15 protein-coding genes are annotated in these 16,091 nt (G+C 63.7%); 6 read left to right on the top strand and 9 right to left on the bottom strand.

Annotated elements, in window-relative coordinates:
* The first annotated feature begins 71 nt into the window (after positions 1 to 71).
* The 3 genes from V8U06_RS08955 to pth all read left to right on the top strand — a co-directional run bounded on the left by V8U06_RS08955 (position 72) and on the right by pth (position 4,019).
* Positions 72 to 2,462 (top strand): EAL domain-containing protein, encoded by a 2,391-nt coding sequence (locus V8U06_RS08955; protein WP_427140347.1) that lies wholly within the window; start codon positions 72 to 74, stop codon positions 2,460 to 2,462.
* A gap of 20 nt (positions 2,463 to 2,482) precedes the next feature.
* On the top strand, positions 2,483 to 3,238 hold the full coding sequence (locus tag V8U06_RS08950) for a substrate-binding periplasmic protein (protein WP_427140346.1): 756 nt from the start codon (positions 2,483 to 2,485) through the stop codon (positions 3,236 to 3,238).
* Between the two features lie 64 nt (positions 3,239 to 3,302).
* The gene (gene pth / locus V8U06_RS08945; RefSeq protein WP_427140345.1) at positions 3,303 to 4,019 is read left to right on the top strand and encodes an aminoacyl-tRNA hydrolase; all 717 of its coding nucleotides are present in this window, start codon (positions 3,303 to 3,305) and stop codon (positions 4,017 to 4,019) included.
* 1 nt (position 4,020) lies between these two features.
* Here the strand turns inward: pth and V8U06_RS08940 are convergent, their stop codons facing one another.
* Entirely contained in the window at positions 4,021 to 4,401 is a 381-nt protein-coding gene (locus V8U06_RS08940) for a hypothetical protein (protein WP_427140344.1), read from the bottom strand.
* Between the two features lie 39 nt (positions 4,402 to 4,440).
* Entirely contained in the window at positions 4,441 to 4,752 is a 312-nt protein-coding gene (clpS, locus tag V8U06_RS08935; protein ID WP_427140343.1) for an ATP-dependent Clp protease adapter ClpS, read from the bottom strand.
* Positions 4,753 to 4,908: 156 nt separating this feature from the next.
* Between clpS and ychF the strand changes: the two genes are divergently transcribed.
* Complete coding sequence (ychF, locus tag V8U06_RS08930) at positions 4,909 to 6,012, top strand: redox-regulated ATPase YchF (protein ID WP_226918249.1); 1,104 nt, start codon at positions 4,909 to 4,911, stop codon at positions 6,010 to 6,012.
* A gap of 36 nt (positions 6,013 to 6,048) precedes the next feature.
* On the opposite strand, the gene V8U06_RS08925 is transcribed toward ychF, so the two are convergent.
* Positions 6,049 to 7,167, bottom strand: coding sequence for a hypothetical protein (locus V8U06_RS08925; RefSeq protein WP_427140342.1), 1,119 nt, complete (start codon positions 7,165 to 7,167; stop codon positions 6,049 to 6,051).
* Between the two features lie 128 nt (positions 7,168 to 7,295).
* Between V8U06_RS08925 and V8U06_RS08920 the strand changes: the two genes are divergently transcribed.
* Both V8U06_RS08920 and V8U06_RS08915 read left to right on the top strand, forming a co-directional pair.
* The gene (locus V8U06_RS08920; RefSeq protein ID WP_427140341.1) at positions 7,296 to 7,766 is read left to right on the top strand and encodes a MaoC family dehydratase; all 471 of its coding nucleotides are present in this window, start codon (positions 7,296 to 7,298) and stop codon (positions 7,764 to 7,766) included.
* On the top strand, positions 7,753 to 8,220 hold the full coding sequence (locus tag V8U06_RS08915) for a MaoC family dehydratase (RefSeq protein ID WP_427140340.1): 468 nt from the start codon (positions 7,753 to 7,755) through the stop codon (positions 8,218 to 8,220). Before V8U06_RS08920 ends, V8U06_RS08915 begins: the two co-directional genes overlap by 14 nt.
* 110 nt (positions 8,221 to 8,330) lie before the next feature.
* On the opposite strand, the gene V8U06_RS08910 is transcribed toward V8U06_RS08915, so the two are convergent.
* The 6 genes from V8U06_RS08910 to V8U06_RS08885 form a co-directional block, all read right to left on the bottom strand.
* On the bottom strand, positions 8,331 to 8,873 hold the full coding sequence (locus V8U06_RS08910; RefSeq protein ID WP_427140339.1) for an adenine phosphoribosyltransferase: 543 nt from the start codon (positions 8,871 to 8,873) through the stop codon (positions 8,331 to 8,333).
* 109 nt (positions 8,874 to 8,982) lie between these two features.
* A complete protein-coding gene (locus V8U06_RS08905) occupies positions 8,983 to 9,861 on the bottom strand; it encodes a cytochrome c1 (RefSeq protein WP_427140338.1) in 879 nt (292 codons plus the stop codon).
* Between the two features lie 26 nt (positions 9,862 to 9,887).
* Positions 9,888 to 11,156, bottom strand: a complete 1,269-nt coding sequence (locus V8U06_RS08900) for a cytochrome b (RefSeq protein ID WP_226918243.1) — start codon at positions 11,154 to 11,156, stop codon at positions 9,888 to 9,890.
* Between the two features lie 14 nt (positions 11,157 to 11,170).
* Positions 11,171 to 11,749, bottom strand: a complete 579-nt coding sequence (gene petA / locus V8U06_RS08895) for a ubiquinol-cytochrome c reductase iron-sulfur subunit (protein ID WP_226918242.1) — start codon at positions 11,747 to 11,749, stop codon at positions 11,171 to 11,173.
* A 263-nt stretch (positions 11,750 to 12,012) separates the two neighbouring features.
* Positions 12,013 to 13,881 carry an ABC transporter ATP-binding protein gene (locus V8U06_RS08890; protein ID WP_427140337.1) on the bottom strand — a complete coding sequence of 623 codons (1,869 nt, stop codon included), beginning with the start codon at positions 13,879 to 13,881 and terminating at the stop codon, positions 12,013 to 12,015.
* A 134-nt stretch (positions 13,882 to 14,015) separates the two neighbouring features.
* Positions 14,016 to 15,872: an ABC transporter ATP-binding protein gene (locus V8U06_RS08885; RefSeq protein ID WP_427140336.1), complete on the bottom strand. Its 1,857-nt coding sequence runs from the start codon at positions 15,870 to 15,872 to the stop codon at positions 14,016 to 14,018.
* Positions 15,873 to 16,091: the final 219 nt, after the last annotated feature.

Genomic DNA, 16,091 nt, shown 5'->3' with positions numbered 1-16,091 from the left:
CCTCAAAAATGACGAAAGCCAAAGAGGGGCATGATGGGACGGCTTCGCGCAAAGGCAGAAGGGCAACCGGCATGAAAGTGCATTCGGTTGAGAGCCGCTTCATCGCCATCGTCATCGGCGCCCTGCTCGTCTTCGTTGCTCCGCTCTTCGTCCTGTTCCTCATCCTGTCTTCCGACCGCGTCGCGCGCGAGCGCCTGCAGAACACGGAAGTGCTGCTGAAGACCAATGTGCAGGCGCTCGGCAAGCCGCTGTGGGACTTCGACAGGGAAAGCATCGACCAGATCGTGACCGATCTTCAATCCGATGCCGATATCGGATATGTGCGGGTGCGCGATACGTCCGATGCCATCGATATCCGCAAGCCCGCTGTCGAGCCCAATCCCGCGGACGCGCGCGCCGTCGTCAAGACCGATATCCTTCACAAGGCGTCCGACGGCATCAAGAAGGTCGGCACGGCGGAAATCTGGCTGCGCAAGGAAGGCATCTTCTCGCGCTTCACCAAGGACGAGATGAGCATCTTCGCCATCTTCTTCTTCGCCGTCGCCACGCTCTTCACCGCCGCCATCATCGGCAACCGCATCACCATCATCCGCCCGCTGATGCGCCTGACAGCCGCCATCGAGGCAACCCGACGGCTCGGCTCGCGCCATCATGTCGACTGGACCTCGAACGACGAAATGGGGGCTCTTGCCCATAACTTCAACGAGATGCAGAGCAAGCTGGAGCGCGAGGAGAGAGAGCTGAAGCTCGCCCATGCCCGCGCCACGGATATCTACAATCTCACCCCGGCCATGCTCTTCTCCATCGATGCGGAAAACCGCATCACCGCCGTCAGCGATTACTGGCTGACGGCGACCGGCTATCGCCGCGAACAGGTCATCGGCCAGGAATTCACCGACTTCGTCGCCGAAGACTGGCGCGAGATCTATCGCAAGCGCCATGCCGACGACGCCGAAGCTGGCATCTGCGAGGTCACGGTGCGCTTCCGCTGCGCCGACGACAGCGTGATCGACGTCCTGATCCTCGAAACCGGCGTCGCGGAAAGCAGCGGCCGGCAGGCGCTTTCGCTCTCCGTCATGACCGACGTCACCGATCTCAAGGAAGCCGAGAACCGCAACCATCGCCAGGCAATCACCGACCACCTGACCGGCCTTCTCAACCGGCAGGGCTTCGAGTCCGTGCTGGACGAGATGATCGTCGACGCCGACACGCTCGGCCAGCCCCTTGCCTGCCTCTTCGTCGACCTCGACCGCTTCAAGTGGATCAACGACAATCTCGGCCATGCCACCGGCGACGACGTGCTCTGCCAGGTCGCCATGCGCCTTCGGCGGCAGCTGCGGGCCGGCGACGTCATCGCCCGGCTCGGCGGCGACGAGTTCGCCATCCTGCTCTCCGCGCCCAACGGCCGCCAGCTTGCGCTCGATGTCAGCGATCGTCTCGTCGCCAGCCTGCGCGCGCCGCTGATCGTCGGCGGAGCGGAGCTGAATGTCAGCGCCAGCATCGGCGTCGCGGTCTATCCGGATCATGCCTCCACGGCCGCCTGCCTGCTGCAGAAATCCGACATGGCCATGTATGCCCGCAAGCGCGGCGGCAAGAACGGCGTGCAGATCTTCGACAACAACATGGTCGATATCGCCCGCAAGCGGCTGGAAACCGAACAGTCCATCGACCAGGGCCTGCGCGAAGACTGGTTCACGGCCCATCTCCAGCCCATCGTCAGCCTTGCGGACGGGCGCGTCGCCGGTTTCGAAGCCCTGATGCGGCTCAATCATCCCGAGCGCGGCATCCTGCCGCCGGCCGAGATCGTCGGCATCGCGGAGGAGAACGGGTCCATTGGCCGCATCGGCGATTGCATCCTGTCGAAGTCCATCGCCAATCTCGCGGTCATCTCCAGGCTCGACGGGCTCGCCGATACCTATCTCGCCGTCAATTTCTCGCCCCTGCAGTTCGAGCCGGCAATGCCTTCCCGCCTGGCGGCGCTGCTTCTGGAAAACGGCATCACGCCCTCGCGCATCGTCGTCGAAATCACCGAGGCCGTGCTGATGCTGGACAATCCCGTGGTGCGCGAGGTCCTCGATGCGCTCTCCGACCTCGGCTGCCGCATCGCGCTCGACGACTTCGGCACGGGCTACTCCTCGCTCAGCTACCTCAACCGCTTCCCGGTCGATATCGTCAAGGTCGACCAGTCCTTCACCCGCTCGCTCTCCTCCGACCAGCCGGACGTGCGCCGCAAGAGCCGCATGCTGGTCGAAGGCATCCGCACCATCTCGCACCAGATGGGCTGCGCCGTGGTGGCGGAAGGCATCGAGACCTCGGAGCAATGGGATATCCTCCAGGCCATGAACATCGAATTCGGCCAGGGCTACCTGCTCAGCCGGCCGCTGCCGCTGGACGCCCTGCTCGAAAAGCTCGACGAATTCGCAATGCCCGACATGCCCGCGCGCCGGGCGGCGGCCTCCTGAAAGGATCCGGGGACGAGACGATGAAGACGCTGCTCCTGACGCTTTGCCTGTCGCTCGCCCCGCTTTCGGCCCCCCTCGCCGAAACGCTGCATTTCGTCACGGAGGAATACGCCCCCTTCAACTTCACGAAGGACGGCAAGATCACCGGCATCGGCGTCGAGCAGATCGAGACGATCGCCAAGGCGGCGGGCATCGACTACACGATGGAGATCATGCCCTGGGCGCGCGCCTTCGCGATGGCGCAGAGCCAACCGAAGACCTGCGTCTTCACGACCGGCTACAACCGCGAGCGCGCCGCCCAGTTCGTCTGGGTCACGCCGCTCCTGAAGGACGAGATGGTGCTGCTGAAACGCAAGGACGGCGGCAAGGGGCCGGCGACCATGAAGGAAGCCCTCACCATGAAGGTCGGCTCGCAACGCGGCGACTTCGCCGTCGAAGCACTGGAAGACCTCGGCTTCACGGATATCGACCTCGCCTCCGACATCGATCTTTCCGTCCGCAAGCTCCTTTCCGGCCGTGTGGACCTGATGCCGACCTCCATCAAGACCTATGAAAGCCTGGTGCAGCAGGGTCAGCCGGTGGAGAAGGCCATGCTGATGTCCGGCCAGATCTACGGCCTTGCCTGCAACACGAACACGCCGGCCGAGGCTGTCGCACGGCTTCAGGCGGAACTGGACACGCTCATCCTCAATGGCGGGCAGGACCGCATCTTCGCCGCCTACGGCCTGCCGCAGAACCCGCGCACGGCGGAAAACGACGCGAAGAAACAGCCCTGACGGTTGACTTCCGTCCGCTTTCGCGGTGGTGAAGGCCAAGCACATCCTTTTGGCGGACCATTCCATGCTGATCATCGCCGGGCTCGGCAATCCGGGCGCAAAATATGCGGGCAACCGCCACAATATCGGTTTCATGGCGCTGGACGCCATCCACCGCAAGAACCCGTTCTCGCCCTGGTCGAAGAAGTTCAAGGCCGAGATCTCCGAAGGGGAACTCGGCGGCGACAAGGTGCTGCTCGTCAAGCCGCAGACCTTCATGAACCTGTCGGGCGAATCCGTCGGCGAGGCCATGCGCTTCTACAAGCTCGCCCCGAAGGATATCGTCGCGATCTATGACGAACTGGACCTCGCCCCCGGCAAGGCACGCATCAAGGTCGCCGGCGGTCACGGCGGACACAACGGCATCAAGTCGCTGGATGCCCATTGCGGCAAGGACTATCGCCGCCTGCGTCTCGGCATCGGCCATCCTGGCGCCAAGGAACTGGTGACGAACCATGTGCTCGGCGATTTCGCCAAGGCCGACCATGCCTGGCTCGACCCGCTGCTAGATGAACTCGCCCTGAATGCCGCCATGCTGGTGCGCGGCGAGGATTCGCAGCTCATGAACAAGCTGGCGCTCGCCACCGGCGGCAAGCCGGATGAAGACAAGGCCCCGGCGAAGAAGCCGGCCGCCCAGTCCCATATCCGCGCCGCCCGCAACCACGCCCAGCCGAAGGCGCTGCCGACATCCGGCCCGATGGCCGACATGCTGAAGAAGCTCTTCGGCGACAAGGGCGATTAAATCAGAACCAGTGCAACGTCTGGAGCCGGTAGAGGAAGAGGTCCCACAGCCAGGCGAGCCCCGTATCGATGCCATAGGCGACCAGGCCGGAGGCCTCACCGGAAAACAGCATAGCCGCAACGCCGCCGACGCCGCTCCACAGGCAGGCATTGCGGAAATTGTGCCAGGAATCGAGCCGATAGTAGCCGGCATCGTCATATTCCGTGCCGAAGATCCGATCGCTCCAGTCATAACCATCGCTGATCGCAAGATCGAGCAGCGGCTTGTCGGACAGCCGGTCGGGATAGACGTTGAAGAGGGCGCGCACGACATGCCCTACGGCCCCGAGAAGAACGAAGAGCACGAACGCGACGGCATAGTGCCAGGTGGACGCTTCAACCATGGCGGCAGGATAAACAGCAACCGCTAATATCGGATGAAACTATTCCTCCGGTTCGGTCTGGAAGAGCAACGGGAAGCCCGCTTCCTTGGCAAGCTCCGTCCCCTCCTTCGCCTTGGTCTCGGCGATGTCGCGGGTACAGATGACGACGACACAGGTTCCCATCTTGTGCGCGGTCATCATCACCCGTTGGCTCGTCTCCGCGCTCATGCGGAAAACGGCTTTCAGCACCAGCACGACGAATTCGCGCGGCGTATAGTCGTCGTTGACGAGAAGGACCTTGTAGAGCTTCGGCCTCTCCAGCTTCGGCTTGGTCGCGGTCTTCGGGGTCAGGGTCGTGTCATCATTGCTCATGGGAAGCTCCTCATGGCCGGCTTCGAGCAGTGTGCGGCCATTGTGCACCGCAGGCAGGGCGACTTCAAGGCCCGGCGGACGGCAGGCCCTTGACCCTGCCCCATCCTTCCCCCATAGCGGTGGCAACGAATTTTCCAGGACGAACGGACCACCCCCATGGGCTTCAAATGCGGTATCGTCGGTCTGCCGAATGTCGGCAAGTCGACCCTCTTCAACGCGCTGACCAAGACGGCGGCCGCACAGGCGGCGAACTATCCCTTCTGCACCATCGAGCCGAACACCGGCGAAGTGGCCGTGCCGGACCCGCGCATGAAGGCGCTTGCCGGCATTGCCGGCTCGAAGGAAATCATCCCGACGCGCATCTCCTTCGTCGACATCGCCGGCCTCGTGCGCGGCGCGTCCAAGGGCGAAGGCCTCGGCAACAAGTTCCTCGCCAATATCCGCGAAGTCGATGCCGTCGTGCACGTGCTGCGCTGCTTCGAGGACACGGACATCACCCATGTCGAAGGCCGCATCAACCCGGTCGCCGATGCCGAAACCATCGAGACCGAGCTGATGCTCGCCGACCTCGAAAGCCTGGAGCGTCGTGTCGAGCAGACCCGCAAGCGCGCCGCCAGCAAGGACAAGGAGTCGCTCGCGCAGCTGCCGATCATGGAAGCCGTGGTCAAGCTCCTCAACGAAGGCAAGCCTGCCCGTCTTCTCCTGAAGACGCTGGCACCGGAAGAGATCGACGTGCTGCGTGGTCTCAACCTCCTGACCTCGCATCCGGTTCTCTACGTCTGCAACGTCGCGGAGGCGGACGCCTCCACCGGCAATGCGCACACCGAGGCCGTCGCCGCTATGGCGAAGGAACAGGGCGCCGAATGCGTCGTCATCTCGGCGGCCATCGAATCGGAAGTCGCCCAGCTTCCCGAGGAAGAAGCGGCGGAATTCCTCTCGGCACTCGGCCTCGAGGAAGCCGGCCTCGACCGGCTTATCCGCGCCGGCTACCACCTGCTCGACCTCATCACCTACTTCACCGTCGGCCCCAAGGAAACGCGCGCCTGGACCATCGTGCGCGGCACCAAGGCCCCGCAGGCCGCCGGCGTCATCCATACGGATTTCGAGCGCGGCTTCATTCGCGCCTTCACCATCGCCTATGACGACTATATCGCCTTCAAGGGCGAAGTCGGCGCGAAGGAAGCCGGCAAGGGCCGCGACGAAGGCAAGGAATATGTGGTGCAGGACGGCGACGTCATCCACTTCCGCTTCAACACGTAAGCGGCGCGTCTTTCGACATCTACTGGCAGCCGTCCCTCACCGGAGGGGCGGCAGTTTTTCTTTGAGCGCCACGGGCATCGGCGTCACCGACCAGCGCCGGAAATGCGGCCAGCCGATACCGATGGTGAGCACCACGAGCCCGACGATCAGCAGCGTCAGGAACACGTAGTTCTCCGGCGGCGCTTCCATCTGCTGCAGCAGGCTGGCCGTCGCAAGACCGAGCGAGAGCAGGCCCGACGTGACGAAGGCGCGCCGGTCGATCACCAGGCCGATCACCATCAGCACCAGCACGACAGCGACGATGACGGCCGTCTCCCTGAGGCCCTTGTTGCTGCTGAACAGCGTGTCATTGGCGAAATCGCCGAGGAAGACGCAGCACAGCGTCGCATAAAGCAGGGCCGGCGCCGTAACGAGATGCAGCCAGAAGGCGATGTCGGAGCGGCGGGTGACGCGCAGCCGGTCGGACAGGTCATAGATCATCGCCACGGCGAACAGCGCCAGCGCGGCCGCAAGGAAGATGCCCGCCGACAGCATCGGATGCTCGGTGACGATGTCGGCGCTTCCCATGAGGCGCGCGAGAACGAAGAAGACGAGGCTAAGTCCGGCGGCAGCGAGGGACAGGAACCAGAAGCTCAGCGCCAGCGGAACCCGGTAGCGCCAATGGAAGAGCGGCAGCAGCACCACGAAGGGCAAGACGATCAGCAGGCCGTCGAGGAAGGGATCGGCAGGTTTTCCGATGAATTCGTCACGCGCCAGAACCATCGTCACGAAGATCCAGTGCACGAAGAGAAGGGTCAGCAGCACCGCCGGGAGCGCAAGGCGCTGGCGCTTCACCAGCACTTCGGCCAGCAGGATGAGCGCCGGCAACGCGGCGACGAAGGCGCCGATGCCCCAGACGCCCGCCATGGCGATGGCGACGCCGATGGTGATCAGCACGTCGTGAAAGCCGCGCACGAAGCGCGGCGCTTCCGTATCCTCGACGGGCGCAACGATCCGGTCCTCGGCCCGGCCGGCAATATCGAGTGCTCCGCCGCCCTGAGGCCTGGCGAGAACGACGCCCCGCGCCTCCATATAGGGCAGCAACCGGCCGGCCTGTTCGGTAGAGATCAGGCCTTCGCCCGTCGCGCTGTCGAGTACGGATTTCAAGCTCTGCATGGATCGTCGCTCCCGATGATGCGCAACCTTAGCCGCTCGTCATCCACGAGCAAGTCCGCATCCTGTCGCAAGCCCTTGCAAAACCTGATCCCCCTCTCCATTGTCGCCCTGCAACAGGACAACCGGACGTGGCCAACTACACTTTTGAAGACTTTACCCCGGGCCGCCGCTTCGCCTTCAAGGAGCGGACACTGACGGCGGCGGAAATCGTCGCCTTCGCCCGCGAATTCGATCCGCAGCCGATGCATCTCGACGAAGAGGCCGGCCGCGCCAGTATCCTCGGCGGCCTTGCCGCCTCCGGCTGGCACACCAGCGCGATCATGATGCGCATGCTCTACGAGGCCTATATCGACGGCTCGACCTCGGAAGGTTCGCCCGGCGTCGATCTCATGGAATGGAAGCGTCCGGTTCTGGCGGGCGACACGCTTGGCGGCTATTGCGAGGTGGTGGAGGCCCGCGCGTCGCGCTCCCGGCCGGAAATCGGCATCGTGCGCCTGCGCGCCGACGTGACGAACCAGCGCGGCGAGACCGTCGCGATCTGCGAATATATCAACATGATGCGGGTAGCCGAAAAGGAAGCTGACCATGCGCATGGCTGAGCTTTACGCCATCGGCGAGACCGTCGAGATCGGAAGCCACACCTTCACGGCGGAAGACATCATCCGCTTTGCAAGGGATTTCGACCCGCAGCCCTTCCATCTCGATGCGGAGATTGCCAAGCAGACGCTGTTCGGTGGCCTCTGCGCCTCGGGCTGGCACGCCTGCGCCGGCTGGATGAAATGCTTCGTGCCGTTCTGGATGGGCGAATGCCGGCGCCTTGCCGCCAAGGGCATCGTGCCGCCCAACCTCGGCCCCTCCCCGGGCTTCACCAAGCTTGGTTGGCTGAAGCCGGTCTTCGCCGGCGACACGATCACCTATTCGGTGACGCTCCTCGGCGCGCGCGAACTCGCCAGCCGGCCCGACCGGGTGATCAATTCGATCCTCAACGCCGGCAGGAACCAGCACGGCGAGCCGGTCGTGCGGTTCGAGAGCACGGTGTTGGAATTCGTCTGAGGCATTGCCGGGATATGGCCCCCCATCCGGCCATCGAACCTCCCTGGAAGAGAGGCCGGGCGGAGGGAACGGGGTGAACCACCCCGTCAAACGGGCAGGCAACCCTGCCCTCAATGCCCGTCGAAGGCCACCAGCGTGCGCACTTCCACGCCAAGCGCTTCCAGCTTCTTGCGACCGCCGATTTCCGGCAGGTCGATGACGAAGCACGCGGCGACGATGTCGGCGCCCATCTGGCGCAGCAGCTTGACGGCCGCTTCCGCCGTACCGCCGGTCGCGATCAGGTCATCGACGAGGATCACCTTCTCGCCCGGCTTGATGGCGTCCTTGTGCATCTCCATCTCGTCCACGCCGTATTCCAGGCTGTAGGCGATGAGCACCGTCTCGTGCGGCAGCTTGCCCTTCTTGCGGATCGGCACGAAACCGGTCGACAGCTGGTGCGCCATGGCGCCGCCAAGGATGAAGCCACGCGCCTCGATGCCCGCCACCTTGGCGATGCCGATGCCGGCATAGGGGTGCACCAGCTCGTCCACCGCGCGGCGGAAGGCGCGCGGATTGCCGAGCATCGTGGTGATGTCGCGGAACATGATGCCGGGCTTGGGATAGTCCGGAATGTTGCGGATCGCGGCGACGAGTTCTTGTTCAATCGTGGACATGGGATTTTCCGACTGCGGAGGGCTTCGTCCGGTTATTGCAGGTGAAACAGCACCCCACAACAAAAAAGGCGGCCCGAAGGCCGCCTTTTCATCCGGGCGGGAAAACCGCTCAGGCATCCTTGTTGGCGTAGACCGACTTCTTCGTCAGGTAGATCAGGCCGGTGAAGATCACCAGGAAGACCATGACCATGAAGCCGGTGCGCTTGCGCTCTTCCAGGTGCGGCTCGGCGGCCCACATCAGGAAGGCGGAGACGTCACGTGCGTACTGGTCCACCGTCTGCGGCGAACCGTCGTCATAGGTGACCTGGTCGTCGGAGATCGGCTTTGCCATGGCGAGCGCCGCGGCATTGGCGAAGTACGGGTTGAAGTGCGTGCCTTCGGCGACTTCGAGATGCGCCGGCTTCTCTTCATCGTAACCCGTCAGCAGCGAGTAGATGTAGTCCGGGCCACCTTCCTGGTACTGCGTGAAGATGTCGAAGACGAACTGCGGGAAGCCGCGGGTGATGCCGCGTGCCTTGGCGAGCAGCGACATGTCCGGCGGAGCCGCGCCATTGTTCGAGGCGGCAGCCGCCTCGTGGTTGGCGTAGGGCGACGGGAAGTGGTCGGACGGAACGGCCTTGCGGGTGAACATTTCACCGTCGCCGTTCGGGCCGTCCTGCACTTCGTAGTTCGCCGCGAAAGCCTTTACCTGGGCTTCCGAGTAGCCGAGGCCTTCCAGCGTGCGGAAGGAGACGAGGCTCATCGAATGGCAGGCAGAACAGACTTCGGTGTAGACCTTCAGGCCGCGCTGGAGCTGGCCCTTGTCATACTTGCCGAACGGGCCGGCGAAGGTCCAGTCCTGTTCCTTGGGCTTATGCATCGGATAGTGCGGCGTGGCGTGCTCCGCCTCTGCACCGGCGGCGGGCGCTGCCTCTTCCGCCGTGGCGAAGGAGACGCCGAGACCGGCGACGAGAGCGAGCGACAGAATGCCTGCAACAAGCTTTTTCATTGTCATGGTTCCTTTCGTCGCTCGTCTCAGGCCTTGGCCGCCTTGGCGTTCTTCTTTTCCAGAACCGCTTCCGTGATCGAATTCGGAATGCGCTTCGGGGTCTCGATCAGGCCGAGGATCGGCATGAGGACGAGGAAGAAGCCAAAGTAGTAGAGCGTGCCGAGCTGCGAGAGGATGACGTAGATGCCTTCCGCGGGCATGGCGCCAAGCCAGCCGAGCATGATGGCATTGACCACGAACAGCCAGAAGAACAGCTTGTACCACGGGCGGTACACGGCCGAGCGAACCTTCGACGTGTCGAGCCAGGGCAGGAAGAACAGCACGATGATCGCGCCGAACATCACGAGGACGCCGCCGAGCTTGGAGTCGATCGGGCCGATGTTGAAGGTGATGGCGCGCAGCATCGCGTAGAACGGCAGGTAGTACCATTCCGGAACGATGTGAGCCGGGGTCTTCAGCGGGTCAGCCGGGATATAGTTGTCGGGATGGCCGAGGTAGTTCGGCATGTAGAAGATGAACCAGGCGAAGGCGATCAGGAAGACCGAAACGCCGAGCGCATCCTTGAGCGTCGCATAGGGCGTGAAGGCGACCGTATCGGTCTTGGACTTCACTTCGACGCCGGTCGGGTTCGTCTGACCGGTGACGTGCAGCGCCCAGACGTGCAGGACGACGACGCCGGCGATCATGAAGGGCAGCAGGTAGTGCAGCGCGAAGAAGCGGTTCAGCGTCGGGTTGTCGACCGCGAAGCCGCCGAGCAGGAACTGCTGGATCCACTCGCCGACCCAAGGGAAGGCCGAGAAGAAGCCGGTGATAACCGTCGCGCCCCAGAAGGACATCTGGCCCCAGGGAAGAACGTAGCCCATGAAGCCCGTGGCCATCATCAGGAGATAGATGACAACGCCGAGAATCCAGAGGATTTCGCGCGGCGCCTTGTAGGAGCCGTAGTAGAGACCGCGGGCGATATGGAGGTAGACCGCGATGAAGAAGAAGGACGCGCCGTTGGCGTGCATGTAGCGCAGCAGCCAGCCGTGGTTCACGTCGCGCATGATCTTCTCGACCGAGTTGAACGCGACCGAGGTCTCGGCGGCGTAGTGCATGGCGAGAACGATACCGGTCAGGATCTGCACGATCAGCATCACCGACAGCATGGCGCCGAAGGTGTAGGCATAGTTCAGGTTGCGCGGAACCGGGTAGGAGACGAAGCTGTCATGGATCATGCGCGGCAGAGGCAGGCGCGAGTCGACCCACTTCTCGATGCCAGTCGTCGGCTGGTAGGTGGAATGTTCAGCACTCATTATCAGGTGTCCCCTCAACCGATCTTGATGACTGTGTCGGATACGAACGAGAAGGTCGGCACAGCGAGATTCTGCGGGGCCGGACCCTTACGGATACGACCGGCAGTGTCATAGTGCGAACCGTGGCAGGGACAGAACCAACCGCCGAAATCGCCGGCCTGGCCGAGCGGCACGCAGCCGAGGTGGGTACAGGAGCCGATCATGACGATCCAGTTTTCCTTGCCTTCGCCAGCGGAACGGTCGAGGTCCGTCGCTTCTGCATCGGCAGCAACGTTGGCATTGCGGGCGACCGGGTCCTTGAGGTCGCCAAGCGGAACGGCCTTGGCCTCTTCCACTTCCTTGTCGGTGCGGTTGCGGATGAAGACCGGCTTGCCGCGCCACTTGGCCGTCAGCGACATACCCGGCGTGAGGCTGGAGACGTCGACTTCGATGGAAGCGAGCGCCAGCGTGGACGCATCCGGACGCATCTGGTCGATGAACGGCCAGGCGACCGCTACGCCGCCCACGACGCCCGCCATACCCGTGGTCAGGTAAAGAAAATCACGGCGAGTGGGCTCGCCCAGGGATTCGCTTGTTGTCTCGTGTTCGCTCACGGCTAAACCATCCTCTCACGCAATGTCTGCGGAAACCGCAACGCCCCTTTGGAAACCGGCAAGATCCGGACACAATACGGCCATAGATTCCCCGTCAATCCGGCGCGTTCTATGCTTGATCGCAAATTATGTCCAGCCTTGGCAAGGGGAGGTGGGCACATTGTCGCGGGAAAATGCGAGCATCTTGACAAAGCATATGCATCGCCTTGAACATTCAGTACTTACGGGCTGAAAAACCGGGCGAAAAACGACGCCCGGACGCGCTATTGCGCCGCTTCCTCGTGGCCGAGGAAGCCGCCCGACTGACGGGACCAGAGATCGGCATAGAGCCCGCCCCGCGCGACGAGTTCCGCATGGGTCCCCTCCTCCACGATACGGCCGCGATCCATGACGATCAGCCGGTCGAGCGCCGCGATGGTGGAGAGGCGATGGGCGATGGCGAGCACGGTCTTGCCGCGCATCAGACGCTCGAGGTTCGACTGGATCGCCGCCTCGACTTCGGAATCGAGCGCCGATGTCGCCTCGTCGAGAACGAGGATCGGTGCGTCCTTCAGCATGACCCGGGCGATGGCGATGCGCTGGCGCTGACCGCCGGAGAGCTTGACGCCGCGCTCGCCGACATGGGCATCGTAGCCCTTGCGGCCGCGCTGGTCTTCCAGTTGAAGGATGAAATCATGCGCCTCGGCCTTCCTGGCCGCCTCGATCATCTCCGCCTCGCTGGCATCGGGATTGCCGAAAAGGATGTTGTCGCGGATCGAGCGATGCAGCAGCGCGGTATCCTGGCTGACCATGCCGATATTGGCGCGCAGGCTCTCCTGCGTGACGGCCGCGATATCCTCGCCCCCGACGAGAATGCGCCCGCCTTCCAGATCGTAGAAGCGCAACAGGAGGTTGACGAGCGTCGACTTGCCCGCGCCCGAGCGCCCGACGATGCCGACCTTCTCGCCGGGCCGGATCGCGAGGGTCAACTCGTCGATGACGCCGGACTGGCGCCCGTAGTGGAAGCGGATGGCGTCGAAGCGGACATCCGGGCGCGTCACTTCGAGCTCGGTCGCATCCGGCCGGTCGACAAGGCCGATCGGCTTGGAAATGAGATCGGCGGAATTCTGGATCGTGCCGATGTTGCGCATGATGCTGTTGAGCTGCGTCATCAGCCGGTTGAGCAGGAAGTTCAGCCGCAGCACCAGCGCCATGGTGAAGGCGACGGCGCCGGAGCTGATGACGGCCGAAAGCCAGAGATGGATGCACAGCACCGCCATGCCGGCGATCATCAGCCCGGAAAGGAAGGCCAGCGAGGCGCGCAGCGTCGTCAAGAGCCGCGTGAAGTTGAGGATCGTTTCCTGGAACGTGTCGAAACCGCTGCGCATGTAGCGGTCGTTTGCCTCGTCGCGCCCGAAGAGCTTCAGCGTCTGGATGTTGGAATAGGCGTCCACCATGCGGCCGCTGATCATCGAGGCGGCCTCGGCCGAAAGGCGCGAATGCTCGCGGATGCGCGGCACGAAATAGCGCGCCAGCACGGCGAAGATCGACAGCCAGACGAACAGCACCGCCGCCAGCCGCCAGTCGAGCTGGCCGAGCAGCACGAGCGTCGAGACGGTGTAGATCGTCACGAACCACACGCTTTCCATGAAGGAGGTGATGACGTCGCCCGTCGCCTGCCCCGCCGACCAGACCTTGGTGACGATGCGGCCGGAAAAATCGTTCTGGAAGAAGGAGAGCGACTGGCGGGCGACATGCACATAGGACTGCCAGCGCACCAGATTGTAGAAGCCGGGCGTGATGACCTGCTGGTCGACCAGCGCCGTCAGGAACGCGACGACGAAGCGCACGACGCCGATGAGCAGAAGCATGAGCAGCAGTTCCGGCCCGTGCGCCGCCAGCAGCCCGCTCCATCCCTCCCCCGGCTTCACGGTCGCCAGCATGTCGACGAGCCGGCCGACGAACCAGAACGTCGCCGCCTCGATGCCCGCCGTGATGCCGCCAAGCACCAGCAGCGCCGCGAACGGCGCCTTCGCCTGTCCGACATAGAACCAGATGAAGGCAAAAAGCCCCTGCGGGGGCCGCAGATCGTCGCGCCGCGCGAAGGGCTGGATCCAGGTCTCGAAGCGGGAGAAAAGCGGCCGGAAGATCATGCCCCCGATATAGGATGTTTTGTGCGGCGGGCAAATTAAAGATCGGAAAGGTCGCCGTACCCGCTACGGACTATGGGCGACACGCAGGACAATGGAGTGGGCTCCCCCGGCCGCAGCGGAAGGAGCCCATTCGTTCACTCGGCCGCCACTTCCGCTTCGGCCGCGTCGTCGGCGATGAAGCCGCCGGACTGGCGGGTCCACAGGTCGGCATAGATGCCGCCCTTGGAAACCAGCTCGCCATGGGTGCCCATCTCGTGGATGTGGCCCTTGTCGAGCACGACGAGACGGTCCATCTCGGTCAGCGTCGAGAGGCGGTGGGCGATGGCGATCACCGTCTTGCCCTCCATGAGGGCGAAGAGGTTTTCCTGGATCGCCGCCTCGACCTCGGAGTCGAGCGCCGAGGTCGCCTCGTCCAGCACCAGGATCGGCGCGTCTTTCAGGAAGACGCGGGCGATCGCGATGCGCTGGCGCTGGCCGCCCGAGAGCTTCACGCCGCGTTCGCCGACCTGGGCATCGAGGCCGGAGCGGCCCTGCTGGTCGCTGAGGCTTTCGATGAAGTCCCACGCATTCGCCCGCTTGGCCGCCTCGATGATCTCCGCATCGCTCGCTTCCGGCTTGCCGTAGGCGATGTTGTCGCGGATCGAGCGGTGCAGCAGCGAGGTGTCCTGCGTCACCACGCCGATCTGCGAGCGCAGGCTGTCCTGCGTCACCGTCGCGATGTCCTTGCCGTCGATGGTGATCGTGCCCGATTCCAGGTCGTAGAACCGCAGCAGCACGTTCATCAGCGTCGTCTTGCCGGCGCCGGAGCGGCCGACGAGACCGACCTTCTCGCCCGCGCCGATGTTGAGCGACAGGTTCTCGATCACGCCCTTGTTCTTGCCGTAGTGGAAGCGGACCTGATCGAAGCGGATCGCGCCCTTGGCGTCCGGCAGGGCCGGAGCCTGCGGCTCGTCCTGGATGTCGTGCGGCTTGGTCATCATGCCCATGCCGTCATAGACCGTGCCGATGTTCTCGAACAGCGCGGTCACTTCCCACATCACCCACTGCGACATGCCGTTGATGCGCATGGACAGGCCGACGGCCACGGCCACGGCGCCGACCGACACGTCGCCCGACATCCAGAAATAGATGCCGACGGCCGCCGTGAGGAACATCGTGAGGACGTTGTTGACGTCGATCAGGATGTTGAAGCGCGTGATGAGGCGCATCTGCTTGTGCACGGTCTGCAGGAACCCATCCATGCCTTCGCGGGCATAGGTCTCCTCCCGGCCGGCATGCGAGAACAGCTTCACCGTGGCGATGTTGGTGTAGCTGTCGACGATCCGGCCCGTCATCATGGAGCGCGCATCCGCCTGTTCGCGCGAAACCACCATGAGCTTCGGCACGAAATAGCGCAGGATGCTGACATAGACGACGAACCAGATGAGCAGCGGCACGACGAGACGCAGATCCGCCGAGGCGATGATCGCGATCATCGAGACGAAGTAGCTCACGACGTAGATGAAGACGTCGATGATCTTCATGACCGTCTCGCGCACCGCGAGCGCCGTCTGCATCACCTTCGTCGAGACGCGGCCCGCGAACTCGTTGGAGAAGAAGGTCATGCTCTGGCGGATGAGGTAGCGATGCATCTGCCAGCGGGCAATCATCGGGAAATTGCCCGCAAGCGCCTGATGCATGGTCATCGTGTGCAGCGCACCGAAACCCGGGATGAGGATGAGCAAGAGCACCGCCATCCAGATCAGCGTGCCGCCCTCGCGGGCGAGGAACGTGCTGGGGTCGCCCGCCGAAAGCCAGTCGACGATGTTGCCGAGGAACTGGAACAGCAGGACTTCCGCGACGCCGAGCGCCATGGAGCAGAAGCCGAGCACGAACAGCCACGGCGCCGCCGGGCGCGTGTAGTGCCAGAGGAAGGCGAAAAGACCCTGCGGCGGCAGCGAGGGCGCCTCCGCGGGATAGGGATTCAAACGTCGTTCAAACCAGCCGAACATGGCTTTCTCCGTAATGAAAGACGGAACCGGCACGGACGGCGCAAATCGGGCGCGTCAGGAACGGGGTTCCGGTAGGATTGCCGCGGGGCGACGAAAGCGTCACACGGCGAATTGAAAAGAAGACAAGAGGGAATCTGGGTGGCGAAGCGCCTAGGCGAGAAGTGGCGTCAATCCAGCCGGGAGGCGACGTAGCCGATGCGTGATATCCATCATGATCCT

The organism is Shinella sp. G-2 (assembly GCF_050172695.1).
In the GTDB taxonomy this organism is placed as follows: domain Bacteria; phylum Pseudomonadota; class Alphaproteobacteria; order Rhizobiales; family Rhizobiaceae; genus Shinella.
The sequence above is the reverse complement of the archived record's forward strand: the minus strand, read 5'-3'. Positions and strand labels throughout refer to the sequence as shown.

What these genes read in the sequence shown, in the direction of transcription:
- V8U06_RS08955 (WP_427140347.1), top strand. Translation starts at nt 72, where the DNA reads ATGAAAGTGCATTCGGTTGAGAGCCGCTTCATCGCCATCGTCATCGGC.
- V8U06_RS08950 (WP_427140346.1), top strand. Translation starts at nt 2,483, where the DNA reads ATGAAGACGCTGCTCCTGACGCTTTGCCTGTCGCTCGCCCCGCTTTCG.
- pth (WP_427140345.1), top strand. Translation starts at nt 3,303, where the DNA reads ATGCTGATCATCGCCGGGCTCGGCAATCCGGGCGCAAAATATGCGGGC.
- V8U06_RS08940 (WP_427140344.1), bottom strand. Translation starts at nt 4,401, where the DNA reads ATGGTTGAAGCGTCCACCTGGCACTATGCCGTCGCGTTCGTGCTCTTC.
- clpS (WP_427140343.1), bottom strand. Translation starts at nt 4,752, where the DNA reads ATGAGCAATGATGACACGACCCTGACCCCGAAGACCGCGACCAAGCCG.
- ychF (WP_226918249.1), top strand. Translation starts at nt 4,909, where the DNA reads ATGGGCTTCAAATGCGGTATCGTCGGTCTGCCGAATGTCGGCAAGTCG.
- V8U06_RS08925 (WP_427140342.1), bottom strand. Translation starts at nt 7,167, where the DNA reads ATGCAGAGCTTGAAATCCGTACTCGACAGCGCGACGGGCGAAGGCCTG.
- V8U06_RS08915 (WP_427140340.1), top strand. Translation starts at nt 7,753, where the DNA reads ATGCGCATGGCTGAGCTTTACGCCATCGGCGAGACCGTCGAGATCGGA.
- V8U06_RS08910 (WP_427140339.1), bottom strand. Translation starts at nt 8,873, where the DNA reads ATGTCCACGATTGAACAAGAACTCGTCGCCGCGATCCGCAACATTCCG.
- V8U06_RS08905 (WP_427140338.1), bottom strand. Translation starts at nt 9,861, where the DNA reads ATGAAAAAGCTTGTTGCAGGCATTCTGTCGCTCGCTCTCGTCGCCGGT.
- V8U06_RS08900 (WP_226918243.1), bottom strand. Translation starts at nt 11,156, where the DNA reads ATGAGTGCTGAACATTCCACCTACCAGCCGACGACTGGCATCGAGAAG.
- V8U06_RS08890 (WP_427140337.1), bottom strand. Translation starts at nt 13,881, where the DNA reads ATGATCTTCCGGCCGCTTTTCTCCCGCTTCGAGACCTGGATCCAGCCC.
- V8U06_RS08885 (WP_427140336.1), bottom strand. Translation starts at nt 15,872, where the DNA reads ATGTTCGGCTGGTTTGAACGACGTTTGAATCCCTATCCCGCGGAGGCG.